This is a genomic window from Micromonospora ureilytica (assembly GCF_015751765.1).
Taxonomy (GTDB): domain Bacteria; phylum Actinomycetota; class Actinomycetes; order Mycobacteriales; family Micromonosporaceae; genus Micromonospora; species Micromonospora ureilytica.
Genome location: NZ_JADOTX010000001.1, coordinates 1,875,672 through 1,894,325, shown reverse-complemented (window position 1 = coordinate 1,894,325; position 18,654 = coordinate 1,875,672). Strand labels below are relative to the sequence as shown.

Below are 18,654 nucleotides of genomic sequence, written 5' to 3'. Positions count from 1 at the left end.
CCCTGCCCCGGCCGGCGGGAATCGCCGATCCGGGGGCGGGCCGCGCCGGCACCGCCGATAATCCTCGGAGACACGGCGGGAGGCCGGGCATGACCACCGGAGGCACCGCGGCGCTGGTACGCCGGCCGGACGGTTCGACGCGGGCCACGCTGCTGGAGTTGCTCTTCGACGTGGTCTTCGTGGCCTCGCTCGCGCTGACCTCGACCCTGCTCGCGCAGCGCCACAACTCCTCCGGCGCCGCGATGGTCCTGCTGATGCTGACCGCGATCTGGTGGACCTGGTCGGTCACCTCCACCACCACCGAGTTCTACGACCCGCAGCAGCGCCCCATCCAGGCCATCCTGATGGTCGCCATGGTCGGTTCGGTGGGGATGGCGGCATCGTTGCCGATGGTGTCCGACGGACACGCGATGGTCTTCGCCATCGCCTACGTCGGCACGCACGTGGTCCGCGGCATCATCCTGATCACGACGTTGCGCCAACAGCATCATCGGCTGGCCATGATCCGCGCCACGCGATTCCTCTTCTGGTTCGTGGTGTCCGGCGTCTTCTGGATCACCGGCGCGGTGTCCGGCACGGTGAACTGGACCCTCTGGACCATCGCCATCACGATCGACCTGCTCTCCGCGGCGGCCCGCTACCCCACGCCCTGGCTGGGCCGGGTGCCCGTCGACCAGTACGAGCGGACCACAGCGCATCTGGGCGAGCGGTACCAGCAGTTCATCATCCTGGCCCTCGGCGACATCATCCTGGTTCCCACGCTGCAGGTCAGCCGGGGCCCGCTGGCCGGACTCCGGGTTGCCGCGCTGATCTGCGCGTTCGCCATCATGCTGCTGCTCTGGCAGGTCTACGTCTTCCGGGCCGGCGAGTTGCTGGAGGCCGGGGCCGGGCCGAAGTCGGGCCGGCCAGCCCGGGTGGCTCCGTACACCCACCTGGTGATGCTGGCCGGCGTGGTCGGCACCTCGGCCTCGTTCGATCTGGTCGTCACCCGGCCGACCGGCACGACGCCGGTCGGGTGGCTCTTACTGATCATGGGCGGTCCGGCGCTGTTCGTGATCGGCCGCGCCCTGTTCACCCTGCTGGTGTCCATGCTCGTGCCATGGCGGCGAATGCTCTGCCTCCCCCTGCCCCTGCTGACGCTGCCGTGGGCCGGCCGCTGGCCGCCGCTGCTGGTCACCACGGTCGTGGCGCTCGCGCTGGCGGCGCACATTCTGGTCCCCGGAGCGGCCCGGGAGACCACGCCGGGCCTACGGCTGCGGCAATCCGACGACTGACACTGCCTGTTCAGGCGACGTGTCGAGCGGCCCACTCGGCGAGGTCCCGGGCGCAGGCGTCCACCGACTCCTGCCAGGTCCGGGCCGCGCCCTCCCCCGCCTCGTCGCTGACCTGCTTGACCAGCCGGCACGGCACGCCGGCCTGCGCGGCGGCCCAGGCCACCGCGTACCCCTCCATGTCGACCAGGTCGGCACGTTGCGCCAACCGGTCCCGCTCCGCGTCGTCGGCCACGAAGGTGTCACCGGTGGCCAGCACCGCACCCTCGGCGGCCAGCGACAGCGGCGCCCCGTAGGTCTCGCCGGTGAGCGTGCGCAGCAGGTCGGTGTCCAGGTCGTGCTGGAGGACTGTGGCGACCTCGTGGATACCGGCCCACCCCGGGCGCAACGCCCCGGCCGTACCCAGGTTGAGCAGCAGGGCGGGACGCGGCCCGGCGGCCAGCACCGCGGCCACCGCGCTGGCGGCGTTCACCTTGCCCATGCCGGTGAGCAGGACCGGCAGCTCGGGCGGCAGGTAGCGGGCCTCCTCGCCGACGGCGAGCACCACCAACGGCCGATCGGCGCGGACCGTACCTCGAAGATTCACCGGAGCATCGTACGAGTCGGCTGCTCGGCCCTCGACGTCAGTCGTCGGTGAAGCGGTACAGCACGAAGTCCTTCTCCCCGCCACAGGCGATCACGTGGGTGTTCCACGAGCAGGACGAGCTACGCACGTCCTGCAGCTCGCCCAACTCGTCGACCTTCCCGGACTCGGCCCACACGCCGGCCAGCACCCGGTTGTCCGCCACCACGCTTGGCGCCTTGGCGAAGACCAGCAGGTTGCCCGCGTCCAACCGGACCGCCACCCCGCCCCGGTCGCGCAGCAGCGGCTTGCCGGCGGCGTCGAAGACGGTGACGGTCGGCTCCGGGGACTCCCGCTGGGCGAGCAGCTGCTCACCCAGTGGGAGGAGGCCGGTCACCCCCGGCGCCGACCAGTGGATCATGCGCTCACCCTCGGTGGCCGCCACCACCTCGGTGCGCGCGACGTCATTGTTCGGCACCTGCAACAGGCACGCCCGCCGGGCACCGCAGGCCACCAACTCCTTCGGGCGATAGTCGTCGTTCCCGGACCGGTGCAGCACCACCGGCTCGGCGTCGGAACCCAGGTCGTACGCGAGCAACTGGTAACCACCCTCGTTGGCGGCCACGTACAGGCGGTCCTCGTGGGCGACCACCAGGTCGTCGAGGTCGGCGACGCTGCCCCACTGGCGCAGCACACGACCGGAGGCCATGTCGAGCAGCCGCACCGACCGGTCCGCACCCACCTGCACGAGTCGGCGCCCCTTGCCCGTCCACGGGTCGCGGGGCCTACCGTCGAGGAAGGCCGGCCCGCCCGCCGCCGCGTCGCTGCCCACCGGCCGGACCACGGTACGGGCGCCGGCGTACTGGTCACGGGGGTTGGGCTCGGTCCACCTCGTCGAGCCGTTGCTCAGGCGTAGGCCGACCAGTTGCTCCCCGGCCCGGTCCACCAGCACCGCTGTGTCGTCGGCGACGTACACCTCGTCGTCACCGCGCAGATCGCGCTGCCAGCGCTGCTTGCCCGTACGGCCGTCGAGCACGGCCAGCGGTCGGAGAGTGCTGTCGCCCGGGGCGTCGGCGAGGACCGCGACCGCCCCGGGAACGGCGATGATCGCCTCCCAGTCGTCGGCCCGCACGTCGGTGGGCCTGCGCCACAGCTCGTCGCCGCTGACCGCGTCGACGGCCACCACCTCCAGCCGGTCGTCGGGCAGCGGGAACGCCAGGTAGGCCCGATCGTCGAGCACCGCCGTCCACACGCCGACCGGCCGTTCGGCGCCGGCCGACGGCCGGGACAGCTCGCGCAGCGAGTCGAACGCCAGATCCGGGTAGCGGTCCCGGGTCAGGTAGAGCGTCGCGGCGGTGGCCACTCCGACCAGGGCCAGCACCGCGCCGAGCACCACCCAACGCGCCCGCCGCCAGCGGGGCCCGCCGCCCGTCGGGGTCGGGGTGGCGCCGGCCAGACCCGGCCCGGGGGGCGGGCCCACCGGCGGGGCCGATCCCGGCCAGCGCTGCGACGGTACGACCGGGGCGAGCGCTCCGGCCGGCGCGGGCGGGCTCACCGGAGCCGGCGCGGGTGGTGCGAGCTGCGGTCCCGCGTACGCCGGGGCGGGTAGCGGCTTGCGCAGCGGCAGGTCGGTCAGGGCGCCCTCGGCCACCGGCAACTCGGGCTGGTCCAGCACCGTCGGCGCGATCCCCAGCTCGGCGTGCAGCATGCGGGCCACCAGCGGGATCCGCGACGACCCGCCCACGAGGAACAGCCCGTCGAGCTGTTCGGGGCTGAGGCCGGCGGCGGCGATGACCTCCCGGGCCCGTTGCACCGCCCGCCGCAGCAGCGGCGTGGCCACCCCCTCGACGTCCGCCCGGGTCAGCTGGATCGTCTCGGCCACTCCCGGCACCGCCACCGGGGCGACAGCGGACCGGGACAGGGTCTCCTTCGCACCTCGTACCTCGTCCCAGAGCCGGACCTGGTCGCGGCGCTGCGCCGGATCCGCCGGTCGGGTGAGCCGGGCCCACTGCGCGGCGTGCCGCTCACCGACCAACTCGCCGACCCGCCGCACCAGCGCGGCGTCGAGGTCCAGCCCGCCCAGGTCGGGCAGGCCACCGTCGGCGACCACGCTGAAGCCGGAGTCACCCCAGGGGTCCGCGCCCTCGTTGCGCAGCACCGCGACGTCGAGCGTCCCGCCGCCGAAGTCGAACACCGCGATCGCCCCGCCGACCGGCACCGGACGATGCAGCACCTGCGTGTAGTAGCGGGCGGCGGCCACCGGCTCCCGCAGCAGCCGGGTGCCCGGCGGCGTCGGCCCGGCGAGGGTGTGCTCGGCCGCCTGCGGCCAGCCCGCCCGCAGCAGCGCGTCGGCGAGGACCTGCCGCCGCGTCGCGTCCCAGGCCGCCGGGTAGGTGACCACGGCCGAGGGCAGGAAACCCACAGCGCCCACAGCGGTCCGCGCGACCGCCGCCAGCACCGCGGCGAGCAGGTCGGCCGGCGGGTACGCGCGGTCGCCGAGCCGCACGGTCGGCTCGTCCACCCGACGCTTCGGGTTCGCCTCGAACCGGGCCGGGTCGGCCTGCGCCAACCGGCGGGCGTCCCAGCCGGTGTGCAGGGTGCCGTCCGGGTCGGCGTAGACGGCGGACGGACTGAGCGGTTGACCGTCCATCAGCAGCGCACGGGTCCGCCCGTCCGGCCAGCGCAGCACCGCGACCGTGTTGGACGTACCGAGGTCGACGCCGAGAGCGAAACCCTCGTGCTGGCCTGCCATTGCCCGATACCTCCGCGCCGACGAGGGGAACTCGACCCCGCATCGTACGCAGGCCCCGCCGCACTGCTGATCACTCGGTCCGGGGTGGCCGGTGGCGTCCGCTCAGTGGGTGGAGTGGACGCCCACCACCTCGTCCTCGCTGGTCTCCCCGGTCAGCTGGAAGCCGAGCTTCAGGTAGAACCGCTCCGGGCCGTCCGGCCCCGGCTCCCACGTCGTGTAGACGCGGTCGTGTCCACGTCGGCGGGCCTCGTCGCGGACGGCCTGTACGGCGAAGCGGCCGTACCCCCGGCCCTGGTGCTCGGCGGCGATGTTCAGCCGCCACAGCCCCGAGCGCCTGTCGTCCGGCTGGGCCGGATCCCACACGATGTCGAAGAAGCCCATCAGGAAGCCGACGATCTCGTCATCCTCGACGATCAGACGCGGCCACGCGATCTCGGGCTGCGCGTACGCCTCGGCGAGGGACCAGGCGACGGGGGACGAGAACTTCTCCTGGTCGGGCCGCACGCTCACCCGGCACGCGGCCTCCACGTTGTCCTTAGTGACTTTCACCAGTCGCGGCACGCCGGCCACCCTACCGAGCGGGGCCGCGCAACAGGCCGTCGAGCAGCCCGCGCAGGCCGAACTGGAACCAGGTGTCGAGGTCGGTGTCGGCCTACTGTCGGGCTGCCGGGCCGTCCCGATCGGTCCGTGCGGCGCGGAGCAGCCGGAGCTGTCCGATCTCCGCGACGTTCTTCATCAGCTCGGAGTTGACCCACCCGATCGTGTGCGTGACGGTGTGGTCGGTCTGGTCCGGCCAGGGGAACGTCGCCGTGCGGTCGAGGTCGTTGTCGCTGAGCTGGTCGAGGAGACCCAGCCATTCGGTGCGCAGCCCCCGCAGCCAGGCGACGGTCGGCTCGCCCGCGCCCGGCCAGGCAACGGCCGTCCGCTGCCGTGCTGATCCGCCCCGGAGATGATCCATCGTCACGGTCCACCACCAGCCGACGTGCCAGGTGAGCCAACCGATGGTCGGCACCGGGACCGGGTCGGGTTCGGTGTCGGCCCAGTCCGGGGTCCAGGTGCCGTCCGTGCTCTGCCGCACCGACCAGCAGTGTGGGGCCGGCTCCCAGAGGAAGTCCGCGGGATCGAGTCGCTCCAGGTGGTACTCGAACAGCGACCACGTCAGGTCGAACTGCCAGCGCAGGAGTGCCAGGGTCGCTACAGACATCCGGAAATCCTGTCGGAACCCCACCCCCACCGTCCACAAATTAACCCCACCCAACCCCCACCCCGCCCCTCCCCCGGGCGCCCAGCCGGGTTGATCATGAGGTTGGCGGGTTCCGTGAAGATCGAATCACTCGCCAACCTCATGATCAACCGATAGGGCGGGCGGGGTCGGCGGCGGGCGGGTCGGCGGGGCAGCGGGTGGAGAGGGCGTAGCGGAGCAGGACCACGTCGCCGATCTGCCGGGCCTCGGCCAGGCGGGCGCGGCGACCGGGGTGCCAGGGGAAGCGACCCTCGCCGACGAACCGGGGCGCCCGCCCGTCACCGACGAAGAACGGGGCAACCACCAGGTGCAGTTCGTCGGCGAGACCGGCGGCGAGGAACTGGGCGTGCACCGTCCCGCCGCCCTCCACCATCAACCGCTGTACGCCCCGCGCGGCCAGGTCGGTCAGCAGCCACTCCGGGTCGACGGGCTCACCCGCGTCGATCACGGTGGCCAGTCGGCCGACCCGCTCCTGGGTCTTCTCCAGCGCGCCCGTGGCGCAGTAGACGAGCCGGGCCGCGTCACCGGCGGTGAAGAAGCGGGCGGTCGGGTCGAGGTCACCCCGGGCGGTCAGGGTGACCTTGGTGGGCGAGGCGGGTCGACCGGCCGCCACCCGCTCGGCCCGGCGGTTCGGAGAGCGCACCAGCAACCGAGGGTCGTCCCGCCGGACGGTGCCGGCGCCGACCAGGATGGCATCGCAGCTGGCCCGGACCTCGTCGACGCGATCCAGGTCCTCATCGTTGGACAGCAGTAACCGCTGTTCGGAGGCGTCGTCGATGTACCCGTCGATGGAGGTGGCGCAACTCAGCAGCACGTACGGCCGCGTCGGCTCCGGCCGCCGACTCATCGGGAGACGGGCCGCTCAGGAGTACGACCCGCGAGCGCATCCGCCGCCTCGACCTCCGCCGCCTTGGCCGCCTTCGCCGCCAGGTACTCGGCGTTGGCCGGGGAGAGGAAGACGCTGGTGAGCACCCGTTCGGCCACGTCCACGCCCAGCCGGGTCAACTGGTCGGCCTTGTCCGGGTTGCTGCTCAGCAGGCGGACCCGCGGGACGCCCAACGTGGCCAGCATCTGCGCGGCGGCGGTGTAGTCCCGCTCGTCCTCGCCCCGGCCCAGCGCGACGTTGGCCTGGTAGGTGTCCAACCCGGCGTCCTGCAACGCGTACGCGTCGAGTTTGGCGTACAGGCCGATGCCACGGCCCTCCTGTCGGAGGTAGAGCAGAAAGCCCCCGGTCTCGGCGATCCGCTGCACCGCCTCACGCAGTTGCGGCCCGCAGTCGCAGCGTTGGCTGCCGAACACGTCGCCGGTCAGGCACTCGCTGTGCGGCCGGACCAGCGGGGCTTCTCCCCCGGCGGCGAGCCGGTCCAGGGCGCCCGCCCAGTCGCCGAGGCCGAGGGCCAGGTGCTCCCGAGCGTCCACCAGGCCCTTGAAGGTGAACACCCGGGCGGTCGTGGTGTAGCCGTCCGGAAACGCCAACGGCACCGTGACCTGCGTGCGGATCGAGGCAACCGGCAATGCTTCGGGCATGGGACTCCTTCGTCCGGCGCCACCGCCGTCCGGCGACGCGTACGGTCTCACAACCGACTTCAACAGCCGCCGCCGGAGGCGGCTTCCCGGGCGGCGGCCGGAACTCGACGCCGACGGGCCAGCAGCACGGCGGCGCCGGGCAGGCTGGCCACCAGCACCAGTGCACCGTAGACGGTGGCGGTGGCGACGCCCTCGGCCGCGCTGAGGCCGGCCGCACCGAACACCCACGCCGCCACCCCCTCACGCGGCCCGAAGCCGGCCACGTTCAACGGCAGGCCCATGGCGAGCAGGGCGAGCAGCGTCAACGGCAGCAGTCGGGACAGCGGGGCGTCCGACCCGGCGGTGCGCGCCGCCACCAGGAAGGTGGCCAGGTGACCGGCGACCATCACGGCCGAGGCGACCAGCACACCGAACCAGGTGCGTCGCGCCAGCAGCCCGGACCGCACGTCCGCCACGGCGGTACGCAGTGCTGTCGCCCAGCGCGACCCGCCGCCGTTCGGGAGGATCCGGGCCACCAGAACGGCGACCAGCCCAGCGGCGACGACGAGCGCGGCGGCGACCGGAAGGTACGGCCGGACCGGGGATGGGAACGCCGCGAGCACCACCAGCGCGACTCCGACCAGGACCACCTGCCCGGCGATACGTTCCCAGACCACCGCGCGGATGCCCCGGCTGACGTCACCGGCGTCGCGGCCGTGGCGTACCGCCCGGTGCACGTCGCCGAGCACCCCGCCGGGCAGGGTGGCGTTGAGGAACACGGCCCGGTAGCAGTGCGCCACCGCGGTGGCCAGTGGCAGGCGGACGCCGAGGCCGCCGGCGACCAGGCTCCACCGCCACGCCGCGCAGACGGTGGTGAGCACTCCGATGACAAGCGCCACCGCCAACGCCTGCGCGTCGATCAGTCGTACTCCGGCGAGGAACGGGCCAGTGCCCACCTGCCACAGCAGGACGGCGAGCAGACCCACCCCGCCGACCACTCGTGCCCAGGCCCAGAACATCGGCGCCGGCCCTCCCTTTGAAGATCGTCCACTTGCCCTAGTGCACGTACCCAGGGCGTGAACGGTTCATCCACCGGCGAGGAGGTCAGTGTGTTCGACAAGCACTGTGAGTCGCCCGGCCGCCGCGTCGGCCAACCGACGTCGGGCGTACGCCTGGGCGGGGCCGGCCAGGTCGGGGCGCTGCTCGCAGGCCGCGCCGAGCCAGCCCCGGAACCACTCGGCGGCCAGGTCGGCCCGCTCCGGGCCGAGATGCCACGGGCTGGGCCGTTCCCGCACGTCGACTCCGTGCCGGGCGAACGCGGCGGCGGTGGCGGCGGCGGCATCCGGGCCGAGCAGCCGCCGGCCGTCGACGGTACGCCGCTGGTGCTCGTTGAACGCGGCTTCGACAGCCTCGTCCAGTGGGTCGGCCGGTGTGAACCGGACCCGCCCGGTCACCGAGATGGCGAACAGGGCGGGCCGGCCGACACAGGCGGCCACCACCCGTTCGACCTCCTCCGCGGTGAGCATGTCCAGCAGCGCGGACGCGGTGACCAGGGAACCGTCGGCGAGGTCTCCGGCGGTCAGCCGGGTGAGGTCACCGCAGCGGGTGCGGACGGTGACCGGGGCGCCGTCGGCGGCGGTCACCCCGCTCATGCCCTCGGCGGCACGGGCCAGCAGGTCGGCGTCCCGATCGTGCAGCACCCAGTGCTGTGGTCCGGGCAGCCGGGCGGCCATCCAGCGACTCATCGAGCCGGTGCCGCTGCCCAGGTCGTGGATCACCGTCGGGGCGTCCCCGGTGAGCCGGGCTCGGACGACGTCCAACAGGTCCTCGGCGCGTGCCGCCGCGTCGGCCGGCTCACGCAACCGCAGCCAGTCGGCGAACGGCAGGGTCTCCTCGACGGTCATTCCGCCACCTCCTTCAGCACACCGGCCAGCAACGCGGTGGTCACCGGCCAGTCGGTCAGGGTGTCGCGCCGGGCGAGAGCGGCACGCCGCAGCCGGGCGCGCAGCGCGTCGTCGTCCAGCCAGCGGACCAGCGCGGCGGCCAGCGCCGCCGGGTCACCGGGCGGGACCAGCAGTCCCGGTCGGTCACCGCCGGGCGCGTGGCCGAGCGTCTCCGGCAGCCCGCCCACCTCGGTGGTCACCACCGGCACGCCGCGGGCCAGCGCCTCGGTGACGACCATGCCGTACGTCTCGCCTCTCGACGGCAGCACCAGCAGGTCGGCGGCGGCGTAGGCGTCGTCCAACGCCGCGCCGGTCAGTGGGCCGACCAGCCGCACCCGCTCGGTGAGGCCCGCTCCGGTCAACCGGTCACGCAGCACATGCACGAGGTCTGGTTCCCGGGCGAGCGTGCCCGCGCAGATCATCATCCAGGGCCGGCCAACCAGCGTGGCCAACGCGTCGACCAGCACGTCGTACCCCTTGTGGTGGGTGACCGCCGCGACGCAGAGCAACCGGTGACCGGCCGCCGAGCCGGCCGCCGGCGGCGCGGGCCGCACCCCGGGCGGCGCGGCCCGGATCCGGTCGGCGAGCGTCGGGTGGCGGGCCAGCAGGGCGCGGCGGGCCCATTCGCTGGTGGTGACAACTGCCCGGGCGGTGGCCAGCGCGCGGGCCTCCGGTTCGTCGTCGAGCGGCAGGTGCACCAGGACCACCAGCCGCAGCCGACGGGCGTGCGGGGCGAGCAGGTCCGGCACGGTCGAGGCGATCAGGCCGTCGATCAGCACCACGGCGTCGTCGGGCGCGGCGGCGAGCACCGCGCCCAGCGTCGCCCGGTCGGCCGGGTCGGGGTGCGGCCACGCGCCCGGCACCGGGTGCTCGTGGACCGACCAGCCGCGCTCGCCCAACCCCGCGCAGATCCGCCGGTCGTAGGAGTTGCCGCCGCTGGGCGTGGCCGGGTCGTCGATGTCACCGGGCAGGACGACGTGCACCGCCCGGCCCGCATCGGTCACAGCGACCGCTCGTAGCTCGCCCAGGCGATGTGCGACTCGTGCAGGGTGACAGTGATGCCGGTCAGGTCGCGCGCCCCCGCGCCCAACTCACCGGCGTGCACCCGCTCGACCAGTCGGTCCGCGACCGTACGGGCCAGCACCTCAGTGGTGGTGTTCACCCCGGCGAAGGCCGCCTCGTCGTCGAGGTTGCGGTAGGTCAGCTCGCCCAGCACCGCCCGCAGCTGCTCGGTGGCCAGGCCGATGTCCACCACGATCCCGTCGGCGTCCAGGTCGGGCCTGCGGAACGTCGCGTCCACCACGAACGTCGCGCCGTGCAGGCGTTGGGCGGGACCGAACACCTCGCCTCGGAAACTGTGGGCGATCATCATGTGGTCCCGAACGGTCACGCTGAACACGGTCACTCCCCGTCGTCGTAGGTGATGAGGTGGCAGAGGGCGGGCAGGTCACCCGAGCTCAGTCTGGCGAGCACGTCGGGCAGCTCCGCGAACCGGGACGCGCCGGTGATCAACGCGTCGAAGGCCGGGTCGTCGAGCAGGTCCAGGGCGAGCGCCAGCCGATCGGCGTAACTACGCCGTCCCCGCCGGGCGGGCGCGACCATGCCGACCTGACTGCTGCGCACGGTGAGTCGACCGGAGTGGAACGACCCGCCCAGCGACACCTGCACCGGGCGGTCGCCGTACCAGCTCAGCTCGATGACCGTGCCCTCCGGCGCGAGCAGGTCCAGCGACTGTTGGAGGCCGGCGGCGGTGGCGCTGGCGTGCACGACCAGGTCCCGGTCACCGCGGGCGTCGGCCGGGCTGGCGAAGTCGACGCCGAGCGCCCCGGCCACGCCGGCCCGGCGCGCGTCGGGGTCGACCAACTCGACCTGCACGCCGGGGAACCTGGCGAGCAGCGCTGCGACGCAGCAGCCCACCATGCCGGCGCCGATCACTGTGACCCGGTCACCGACCAGCGGCGCCGCGTCCCACAGCGCGTTGATGGCGGTCTCCACAGTGCCGGCGAGCACCGCCCGGGCGGCCGGCACCCCCTCCGGCACCGGCACCACGGCGGTCACCGGCACCACGTACGCGCTCTGGTGCGGGTGCAGGCAGAACACCGTCCGCCCGAGCAGATTCGGCGGGCCCTGCTCGACCACACCGACGCTGAGGTAGCCGTACTTCACCGGGCCGGGGAAGTCGCCCTCCTGAAACGGCGCGCGCATCGCGGCGTACTGGTCGGTGGGTACCCGGCCGGCGAAGACCAGCGTCTCGGTGCCCCGGCTCACCCCGGAGTAACTGGCCCGGACCAGCACCTCGTCGGGGCCCGGGGCGGGCAACGACACCGGCCGGATCTCGGCCGCGCCGGGCTCACGCACCCAGCAGGCGTACGCCTCACGGATCACCGTCGCGCACCTCACGTCTGCTCCGGGCCGAACCGATCGGCCATGTCGGGGTCCCCCGGTCGGGGGTTGTCGATCATAAACACGGAAGTTCGGCACGCACAGTTCGAAGCCCGTCCGACGGAACCACCATTCGGGCCCGGCCCTCGTGGCACGTCACCCCACGACCGCGACGGGCGACGTCACTGATTCGGGAGTGGCGCCACCACCTCGGTCGACCGCCAGGCCCTGCGCGCGACGTCGTAGACCATCCGGCGATCGACCTGCTTCGGGACCGACTGGCCGAGCCGCCACGGTTCGGACGTGGCGTACAGATCGACTGTCACCGAGCCCGGCGTCGCGGCGCCCAGCTCGCCGACCCAGTGCCGGCTCTCCGCGATCAGCCCCTGCACGGGCTCGGCGTCGGGCGCTGTCACCTCCACCGCCGTGGTGTCGACAAGTGTCGAGCCGACCAGCAAGGCCAGGAGCCGGCCGAGAACCGCCGCGGGCAGCGCGCGGTCCGTCGTCTCGACGGCCACGTAGCAGTCGTCATGCCCTGAGAACAACAGGCGCGAGCCTGCCAGCGCGGGTAGGACCGGCTCGTCGTACGTGGCCGCGCCAATGACGACGATCATCTCGTCGACCCGCGCGGCGGAAGGCGTACCCGGCAAATCGATCAATGTCAGATTGTAGGGGTACCAGCCGTGCAGGAACCGGGGCAGCTGCTCCCGGCGGATCAGCAGGGCCTCTTCGCTGAGGCCGACGACCCCTCCCGCCAGCGCACCGACCTGACGCACCTCGAAGCTGACGCCCTGCTCCGCCGCGATCCGCGACGGCCGCCACTGCTGATACTCCTCGTCCAGGAAGCTGTTGGTCTCCAGGCCGACAACCATGACGGTGTCGTTCCCACCGAGCATGAGCACATCGGCCAGCTCGGCGGCCTGCGCCGCGGTCGCGGTCACCATCCAGGAGCCGCCTGTCTCGCGGACGCTGAAGCTCAACGGGAAGGGCGCGCGTTCCCATCCCACGCTGTTCGCGGAGAACGCGCCATGAGGTCCGACCTCGACCGTCGCGGCACAGTCCCCCGCGATCGGGTAGCCGATCTCGGTGAGGTCCACCCGCAGGTCGGCGACACTGAGCTGCGGATTCAGGGCCCTTGTCACGGTGTCGGTGAGCGGTCGATGGGCGACGATGTGCTCGACCGCCGACCGGTCCACAGTCATCTCGTGGTAGTCGGCGGCGAACTCGACGAAGCGGGCGACGATGTCGTCGAACAGGATGTCGAGCAGTCCGGATCCGTCCGGGCCGTTGTCCTCGTACGGTCCGCTCGGTGGGGGGAAGGCGATGCCGTCGCCGGCGTGCCAACGATCGTCCTCCACCAGCCGCCACAGCACCGTCGTCGCGACGAGCTGCCCGTTCTCGTCGCAGAAGGCCGGTTCCGTCACGTGTGGACGCAGAACCTCCGGGATACCGTCGACCAGGCCCGGCCACAACTCGTGGTCTGGATGGCGGTACGGCGACATCGCCGACTCGTGGTCGAAGAGTCGGATGAAGGCGCCGTCGGCGGTGAACACGACTGTCCACTCGTCCCCGCCGCCATTGCTCATCAACGCCGCCTCGTCCGGGCCCCAGTCCGAGGTGTAGGCGTAGTAGGGGTCCCCGCCGTCGATGGCGCGCTCGAGCACTGCCAACGCCTTGCAGCGCTGCCGCAGCAGGTCGATGTCAGGAAGTTTGGCGGCGACGTCGTAAACGGTCACCGCGTCACCTTAGTGAGGCGGCAGCGCCGCGGCGTCGGGGGCGAGGGCCCGGGTGAAGAACGCCAGACTGTCGCGGATCAGCGGCTCCAACGGCACTCCGGCGAAACAGTGGTCGGCCCCCCGCACCACCGACAACTCGACCTCGGCACCCGCCGCGGTCAACGCAGCGGCAAGTTCCTCGCTCTGCCCCACCGGTACGACCACGTCCTGGTCGCCGTGCATCAGCAGCATGGGTGGGGCCTGGCCGGTGACGTAGGTGATCGGACTGGCCGCCCGACCCAGTTCCGGGTGTTCGGGCAGTGTGCCGCCGAGCAGCAGGGACTCGGGTGAGTTCGCCGAGTCGTGGTCGATCGTTCCGGACGGGTGTGCCTGCGACTGCATGGTCAACAGGTTCGACGGCGCGTACCAGCAGACCGCCGCCCGGACGCGGCTGTCGTCCCGGTCGTTGCCCGTCAGCGCGACCAGCGAGGCCAGGTGCCCACCGGCCGACTCGCCCCACACCCCGATCCGCTCGGGGTCCACGCCCACCCCGTCGCCCCGCCGGTGTAGCCAGCGCACCGCCGCCTTGACGTCGTCGAGCTGGGCGGGAAAGTGCGCCTCGCCGCTGAGCCGATACTGGGCGGAGGCGACCGCGAATCCGGCGCGTATAGCGGCGGTGAACGGGTCCGCCTCCATGAGCCAGTCCGCCGGGTGCTTGGGCGAGCCGAACAGCCACGCGCCGCCGTGGATCCACACCAGGACCGGGACCGGTCGGGGCGCTGCCACCGGCACGACGAGGTCCAACGTCAGCGGGCGGAAGCCCGGGACCTCCTTGACGACGATGTCGCGGTGCTCGACCCGGTCGCTCCAGCCTCGGGATGCCGCATCGATCATCGTGCCATCCTCGCACCGACGATCAGGCCGTACCCGTCCCGGAAGCCGGGTTGATCACTGCTTCTTGTCGGGCGAGGCCGGGCGGGCCCGGACGTGCAGCCGCTCCCCCTGCGGCCCGAAGAGACTGAGGGCCTCGGCGGTGCCGGGGCCCGGGTTGAAGAAGAGGTGCGGCATGCGGGTGTCGAACTCGGCCACCTCCCCCGGGGTCAGCGTCAGATCACGGTCACCGAGCAGCAGACGTATTCGGCCGGAGAGCACGTAGAGCCACTCGTACCCCTCGTGGGCCTGCGGAATCCGGCCCCCGGCGGACGGATCCGGCGGGAAGATCTGCTTGAACGCCTGGACACCGCCCGGCCGGCGGGTCAGCGGCAGGTACGTCACGCCGTGGATGACGATCGGTTTGGGGTGTACCCGGGGGTCGCCGGTGGCGGGGGCGTCGACCAGTTCGTCAAGCGCCACCTGGTAGGCCCTCGCCAGCGGAAGCAGGAGCTCAAGGGTGGGTCGACGGCTACCGGACTCGAGCCGGGACAGGGTGCTCACCGAGATGCCGGTCAGGTCGGCGAGTTGGGTGAGCGTGGTCCCGCGTTGGTGACGTAGGGCACGCAGCCGGGGGCCGACGGCCGCCAGCGCGGCGCTGTCCTCGTTTGCCATAACGGCAAGGATAGTTGCCACCTTGCCGGCGGCGACGGATGGTGGGCGCAGGCGACAAGCAAGAGGGAGATAGCGGTGGACGAGACATACGACGTGGTGGTGGTGGGCGGCGGCGCCGCGGGGCTCAGCGGAGCCCTGGCGCTGAGCCGGGCCCGACGGTCGGTGCTGGTGATCGACTCCGGTGAGCCGCGCAACGCGCCGGCCGACCGGATCCACAACTACCTGGGCCGGGAGGGGACGCCGCCGGGCGAGTTGCTCGCAATCGGGCGGGACGAGGTGGCCGGGTACGGCGGGCAGGTCCGCACCGGACGGGTGGCGGCCGCGACCCGGGACGACGACGGGTTCCGGCTGAGCCTCGACGGCGGGGAGTCGGTGCGGGCCCGTCGGCTGCTGGTGACCACCGGCCTGACCGACGAACTGCCCGACGTGCCCGGCCTGGCCCAGCGGTGGGGTCGCGACGTGCTGCACTGCCCGTACTGCCACGGCTGGGAGGTTCGGGACCGTCGGATCGGCATCCTGGCGACCAGCCCGCTGAGCGTGCACCAGGCCGAGATGTGGCGACAGTGGAGCCCCAACGTGCTGTTGTTGCTGCACGACGCCCCGGCGCCGGACGCGGAGGCCGCCGAGCGGCTCGCCGCCCGGAGCATCGCTGTGGTGCCCGGCCCGGTTGCCGCGGTGGAGGTGACCGACGACGCGCTGACCGGCGTACGGCTCGCCGACGGCCGGGTGGTGGCGCTCGACGCGATCGTGGTGGGGACGCGTCTGACTCCCCGCGCCGATGTGCTGGTGGGGCTGGGTCTGGCCCCGGAGGAGGTGACGATGGGTGAGCACGTGATCGGTGCCCAGATCCCGACCGACGCCACCGGCGCGACCACCGTCCCGGGTGTCTGGGTGGCGGGCAACGTCGCCGACATCCGCGGTCAGGTGATCACGTCCGCCGGGGCCGGCCTGACCGCCGCGGCGGCCATCAACGCCGATCTCATCGCCGAGGACACCCGCGAAGCGGTGGCCGCGTACCGGCAGTTGGTGGCCACGACATTCGAGGAGCCGGCGTGGGAGGAGCGCTACCAGTCCCGGCCCTCGGTGTGGAGTGGTCGGCCAAACCCGCAACTGGTCGCCGAGGTCAGCGACCTGGCCCCGGGGCGCGCCTTGGACGTGGGCAGCGGCGAGGGCGGTGACGCGGTGTGGCTGGCCGAGCGTGGCTGGCAGGTGACGGCGGTGGACATCTCCACCACGGCGTTGAGCCGGGCCGCCGCGCACGCCGAGACCGCCGGCGTGGGCGACCGGATCGAGTTCACCCACGCCGACCTACGGGACAAGCCGCCCACCGAGGAGGCGTACGACCTGGTGTCCGCGCAGTTCATGCACCTGCCCCCGGAGCAGCGGCGGGAGTTGTTCGGCCGGCTGGCCGCGGCGGTGGCACCGGGCGGTGTCCTGCTGATCGTCGGGCACCACCCGTCGGACCTGTGGGGGTCGGCGCACCGGATGCACATGCCGGACATGATGTACACGGCGCAGGACGTGGCCGCCGATTTGGAGCCGGCCCACTGGGAGGTGCTGGCCGCGGAGGAACGCTCCCGCCTCGCCACCACCCCCAACGGCGAGGACATCACCCACCACGACGCGGTCCTGGTCGCCCGCCGACGCTAACCCCCTCGTCCCTCCCCGTGTCTCCCCTGTGGACCTGCGTCGATCATGGAGTTGTGGTGGGTGACAAAGGTGGTGGAGCATCACCTTTCCGGCACCATGAGTCCATGATCGGCGCGGGAACGGGGGAACACGGGGCGACAACGTGAGAGGTGGTGGGGCAGGACTTCGCATGAGGTCCGCTCGGCGGTAGCGTTGCGCCACACTGACGGCCCGTGGGGCAGGCGACCGCCGACCCTGACGCCCCGATCGTACGGAGGATGGTGCATGTCCATCGGCGCTGAGCCGCACGCAGCACGCGACGATGCGGCCTCCCGGCCGAGCTTCGAGCTCACCCTGCGCGGGTACGACAAACGCCAGGTGGACCGGCACCTGGAGCAGCTCAACGGTCAGATTACGATGCTGAGCGGGGAGCACGGGCGATCCGCCGTCCGCGTCCGTGAACTGACCGCCGAGGTGCAGCGGCTGCGTGCCGAGCTGGCCGAGCTTCAGGAGCAACCCGTGCAGGTGGACCGCGCTTCGTTCCACGATCTGGGCCCGATGGTCGGCGAGATCATGGCGCTCGCCGAGAAGCAGGCCGGAATGATCACCGAGTCGGCCACCGACCGGGCGAACGAGCTGCGCAGCGAGTCCGAGCGGATCCTCGCCGACACCCGTGAACGGGCCGCGCAGGCACGTCAGGATCTGGCCGAGGAGTTGGCCTCCCGGCGAGCCGAGCAGGAGCAGGCGCACGAGGAGCGGCGCACGCTGGCCGAGGCCGAGTTGACAGCGATCCGCGAGCACGCCGAGCAGTTGCGGGCCGACGGTGAGGCCGCGCACGAACGCGCCCAGCACGAGGCCAAGCGGATCACCGAGCAGAGCGCGCAGCAGCTCAACCAGACCCGGGTCGCCGCCGACGCGCTGATGAAGTCGGCCCGTACCCAGATCCAGCAGGAACTCCAGTCGGCCCGCTCCAAGAACCAGCAGGAGATGGCCCAGTGGCAGGCCAGCGTGGAGCGAGAGGTCAACGAACGACGTACCGCCGCCGAGCAGGACATCGCCGAACAGCAGGCCGCCGCCGAGCAGGAACTGGCCGAGCAGCGCAGCGCGACCGAGCAGCAGATCGCCTCACTGCTGGCCGAGGCGCAGCAGCACGTGACCGAGCTGCGCAACCGCGCCGACGAGCAGGCCGCCAGCCATCAGCAGCAGCTCGCGACCCTGCAACAGGAGCTTGAGGAGCGCCGGCAGGAGGCCAGCGAGCTGCAGGCCGAGCTGGGCACCGGCCGCCAGCAGCTCGCCGAGATCCGCCAGGAGGGCGAGACGCTGGAGAACGAGTTGTCCCGGATGCAGCAGCGGCTCGGTGAGGTCCGCCGGGACCTGACCGCCGAGAGCGCCCGGCTGGACGAGGCCCGCCGGGCCGGGGACTCCGCCGAGCGGCACGCCAAGGAGGTCCGCGCCCGCGTACAGCGGGAGGCGAAGCGGGTGGCCGACCTCGCCTCCGCCGCGGTCATGGCCGCGGCAGCCGGCGGTACGGAGACCGCTGAATACCCGATGGTGGGTTCCCGCTCCAGCGCCGACCGCCCCGCCCCCGAGCGGGCCGGCGTGGAGCGGCTCAACGTCGACCGTGTCGGCGTCGACCGGCACTCCGCGGAGCGTCCCACCCTGGACGACGCGAACGCCGACCGCGCCACTCCCGACCGCGCCCCGCTCGACCGCGCCCCGCTCGACCTCGCACCTGCCGACCGGAGCCCGGCCCAGAGCGGCTACGCCGACCTGACCCCGGTAGGCCAGACCAATGGCGACCGGGCCCGGGCCGAGCAGGCGAACGGCGACCGGGCCCCGGCGGAGCAGGCGAACGACGAGCATGGTGGCGCACCGGCGGTGGCGGACGAGTCGGTGGCTTCCGACCGTACGGCAGCCCGGGACGTGAGCGCCGACGACGCCGAGCCGACCTTCCCTCGGCACATCGGCACGGACGCACCGACGCCCGTACCGTTCCTGGCCTTCGGTCAGCCGGTCAGCGAGAACGGCGCCGCCCGGCACTGACCTCAGCAACGCGCCGATCTTGCGGTTTCGGTCGCCGGTACGCACGGAATGTCCGCTATGCCG

The 18,654-nt window shown here is 72.8% G+C and carries 17 protein-coding genes; 3 read left to right on the top strand and 14 right to left on the bottom strand.

What is annotated here, in order from left to right:
- The first annotated feature begins 89 nt into the window (after positions 1 to 89).
- Positions 90 to 1,274 (top strand): low temperature requirement protein A, encoded by a 1,185-nt coding sequence (locus IW248_RS08290; protein ID WP_196926425.1) that lies wholly within the window; start codon positions 90 to 92, stop codon positions 1,272 to 1,274.
- Positions 1,275 to 1,284: 10 nt separating this feature from the next.
- Here the strand turns inward: IW248_RS08290 and IW248_RS08285 are convergent, their stop codons facing one another.
- The 14 genes from IW248_RS08285 to IW248_RS08220 all read right to left on the bottom strand — a co-directional run bounded on the left by IW248_RS08285 (position 1,285) and on the right by IW248_RS08220 (position 14,919).
- Positions 1,285 to 1,857, bottom strand: a complete 573-nt coding sequence (locus IW248_RS08285) for a nucleosidase (RefSeq protein ID WP_124818559.1) — start codon at positions 1,855 to 1,857, stop codon at positions 1,285 to 1,287.
- A 37-nt stretch (positions 1,858 to 1,894) separates the two neighbouring features.
- Complete coding sequence (locus IW248_RS33465; protein ID WP_196926424.1) at positions 1,895 to 4,585, bottom strand: Hsp70 family protein; 2,691 nt, start codon at positions 4,583 to 4,585, stop codon at positions 1,895 to 1,897.
- Between the two features lie 102 nt (positions 4,586 to 4,687).
- Positions 4,688 to 5,146: a GNAT family N-acetyltransferase gene (locus tag IW248_RS08275; RefSeq protein ID WP_196926423.1), complete on the bottom strand. Its 459-nt coding sequence runs from the start codon at positions 5,144 to 5,146 to the stop codon at positions 4,688 to 4,690.
- A gap of 91 nt (positions 5,147 to 5,237) precedes the next feature.
- Entirely contained in the window at positions 5,238 to 5,789 is a 552-nt protein-coding gene (locus IW248_RS08270) for a DinB family protein (RefSeq protein ID WP_196926422.1), read from the bottom strand.
- Positions 5,790 to 5,934: 145 nt separating this feature from the next.
- The gene (locus IW248_RS08265; protein WP_196926421.1) at positions 5,935 to 6,675 is read right to left on the bottom strand and encodes a RibD family protein; all 741 of its coding nucleotides are present in this window, start codon (positions 6,673 to 6,675) and stop codon (positions 5,935 to 5,937) included.
- Positions 6,672 to 7,355, bottom strand: coding sequence for a GTP cyclohydrolase II (locus IW248_RS08260; RefSeq protein ID WP_196926420.1), 684 nt, complete (start codon positions 7,353 to 7,355; stop codon positions 6,672 to 6,674). The genes IW248_RS08265 and IW248_RS08260 overlap by 4 nt, the downstream gene beginning before the upstream one ends.
- A gap of 59 nt (positions 7,356 to 7,414) precedes the next feature.
- Positions 7,415 to 8,353, bottom strand: a complete 939-nt coding sequence (locus IW248_RS08255; RefSeq protein WP_196926419.1) for a lysylphosphatidylglycerol synthase transmembrane domain-containing protein — start codon at positions 8,351 to 8,353, stop codon at positions 7,415 to 7,417.
- A 66-nt stretch (positions 8,354 to 8,419) separates the two neighbouring features.
- Positions 8,420 to 9,238 (bottom strand): class I SAM-dependent methyltransferase, encoded by an 819-nt coding sequence (locus tag IW248_RS08250; RefSeq protein WP_196926418.1) that lies wholly within the window; start codon positions 9,236 to 9,238, stop codon positions 8,420 to 8,422.
- On the bottom strand, positions 9,235 to 10,281 hold the full coding sequence (locus IW248_RS08245) for a glycosyltransferase family 4 protein (RefSeq protein ID WP_307787843.1): 1,047 nt from the start codon (positions 10,279 to 10,281) through the stop codon (positions 9,235 to 9,237). The genes IW248_RS08250 and IW248_RS08245 overlap by 4 nt, the downstream gene beginning before the upstream one ends.
- The gene (locus IW248_RS08240) at positions 10,278 to 10,676 is read right to left on the bottom strand and encodes a 6-pyruvoyl trahydropterin synthase family protein (protein WP_196926417.1); all 399 of its coding nucleotides are present in this window, start codon (positions 10,674 to 10,676) and stop codon (positions 10,278 to 10,280) included. Before IW248_RS08240 ends, IW248_RS08245 begins: the two co-directional genes overlap by 4 nt.
- A 2-nt stretch (positions 10,677 to 10,678) precedes the next feature.
- The gene (locus IW248_RS08235; protein ID WP_196926416.1) at positions 10,679 to 11,662 is read right to left on the bottom strand and encodes a zinc-dependent alcohol dehydrogenase; all 984 of its coding nucleotides are present in this window, start codon (positions 11,660 to 11,662) and stop codon (positions 10,679 to 10,681) included.
- 179 nt (positions 11,663 to 11,841) lie between these two features.
- On the bottom strand, positions 11,842 to 13,395 hold the full coding sequence (locus IW248_RS33670) for a hypothetical protein (RefSeq protein ID WP_307787841.1): 1,554 nt from the start codon (positions 13,393 to 13,395) through the stop codon (positions 11,842 to 11,844).
- Between the two features lie 9 nt (positions 13,396 to 13,404).
- A complete protein-coding gene (locus IW248_RS08225) occupies positions 13,405 to 14,268 on the bottom strand; it encodes an alpha/beta hydrolase (protein ID WP_196926415.1) in 864 nt (287 codons plus the stop codon).
- A 54-nt stretch (positions 14,269 to 14,322) separates the two neighbouring features.
- Entirely contained in the window at positions 14,323 to 14,919 is a 597-nt protein-coding gene (locus tag IW248_RS08220) for a helix-turn-helix domain-containing protein (RefSeq protein WP_124822917.1), read from the bottom strand.
- 75 nt (positions 14,920 to 14,994) lie between these two features.
- Here IW248_RS08220 and IW248_RS33665 point away from each other — a divergent pair, with 75 nt between their 5' ends.
- A complete protein-coding gene (locus IW248_RS33665; RefSeq protein ID WP_196926414.1) occupies positions 14,995 to 16,569 on the top strand; it encodes a bifunctional NAD(P)/FAD-dependent oxidoreductase/class I SAM-dependent methyltransferase in 1,575 nt (524 codons plus the stop codon).
- Positions 16,570 to 16,833: 264 nt separating this feature from the next.
- Complete coding sequence (locus IW248_RS08210) at positions 16,834 to 18,591, top strand: coiled-coil domain-containing protein (RefSeq protein WP_196926413.1); 1,758 nt, start codon at positions 16,834 to 16,836, stop codon at positions 18,589 to 18,591.
- Positions 18,592 to 18,654 lie beyond the last annotated feature (63 nt).

What these genes read in the sequence shown, in the direction of transcription:
- IW248_RS08255 (WP_196926419.1), bottom strand. Translation starts at nt 8,353, where the DNA reads ATGTTCTGGGCCTGGGCACGAGTGGTCGGCGGGGTGGGTCTGCTCGCC.
- IW248_RS08225 (WP_196926415.1), bottom strand. Translation starts at nt 14,268, where the DNA reads ATGATCGATGCGGCATCCCGAGGCTGGAGCGACCGGGTCGAGCACCGC.
- IW248_RS08220 (WP_124822917.1), bottom strand. Translation starts at nt 14,919, where the DNA reads ATGGCAAACGAGGACAGCGCCGCGCTGGCGGCCGTCGGCCCCCGGCTG.
- IW248_RS33465 (WP_196926424.1), bottom strand. Translation starts at nt 4,585, where the DNA reads ATGGCAGGCCAGCACGAGGGTTTCGCTCTCGGCGTCGACCTCGGTACG.
- IW248_RS08250 (WP_196926418.1), bottom strand. Translation starts at nt 9,238, where the DNA reads ATGACCGTCGAGGAGACCCTGCCGTTCGCCGACTGGCTGCGGTTGCGT.
- IW248_RS08210 (WP_196926413.1), top strand. Translation starts at nt 16,834, where the DNA reads ATGTCCATCGGCGCTGAGCCGCACGCAGCACGCGACGATGCGGCCTCC.
- IW248_RS08290 (WP_196926425.1), top strand. Translation starts at nt 90, where the DNA reads ATGACCACCGGAGGCACCGCGGCGCTGGTACGCCGGCCGGACGGTTCG.
- IW248_RS08265 (WP_196926421.1), bottom strand. Translation starts at nt 6,675, where the DNA reads ATGAGTCGGCGGCCGGAGCCGACGCGGCCGTACGTGCTGCTGAGTTGC.
- IW248_RS08260 (WP_196926420.1), bottom strand. Translation starts at nt 7,355, where the DNA reads ATGCCCGAAGCATTGCCGGTTGCCTCGATCCGCACGCAGGTCACGGTG.
- IW248_RS08270 (WP_196926422.1), bottom strand. Translation starts at nt 5,789, where the DNA reads ATGTCTGTAGCGACCCTGGCACTCCTGCGCTGGCAGTTCGACCTGACG.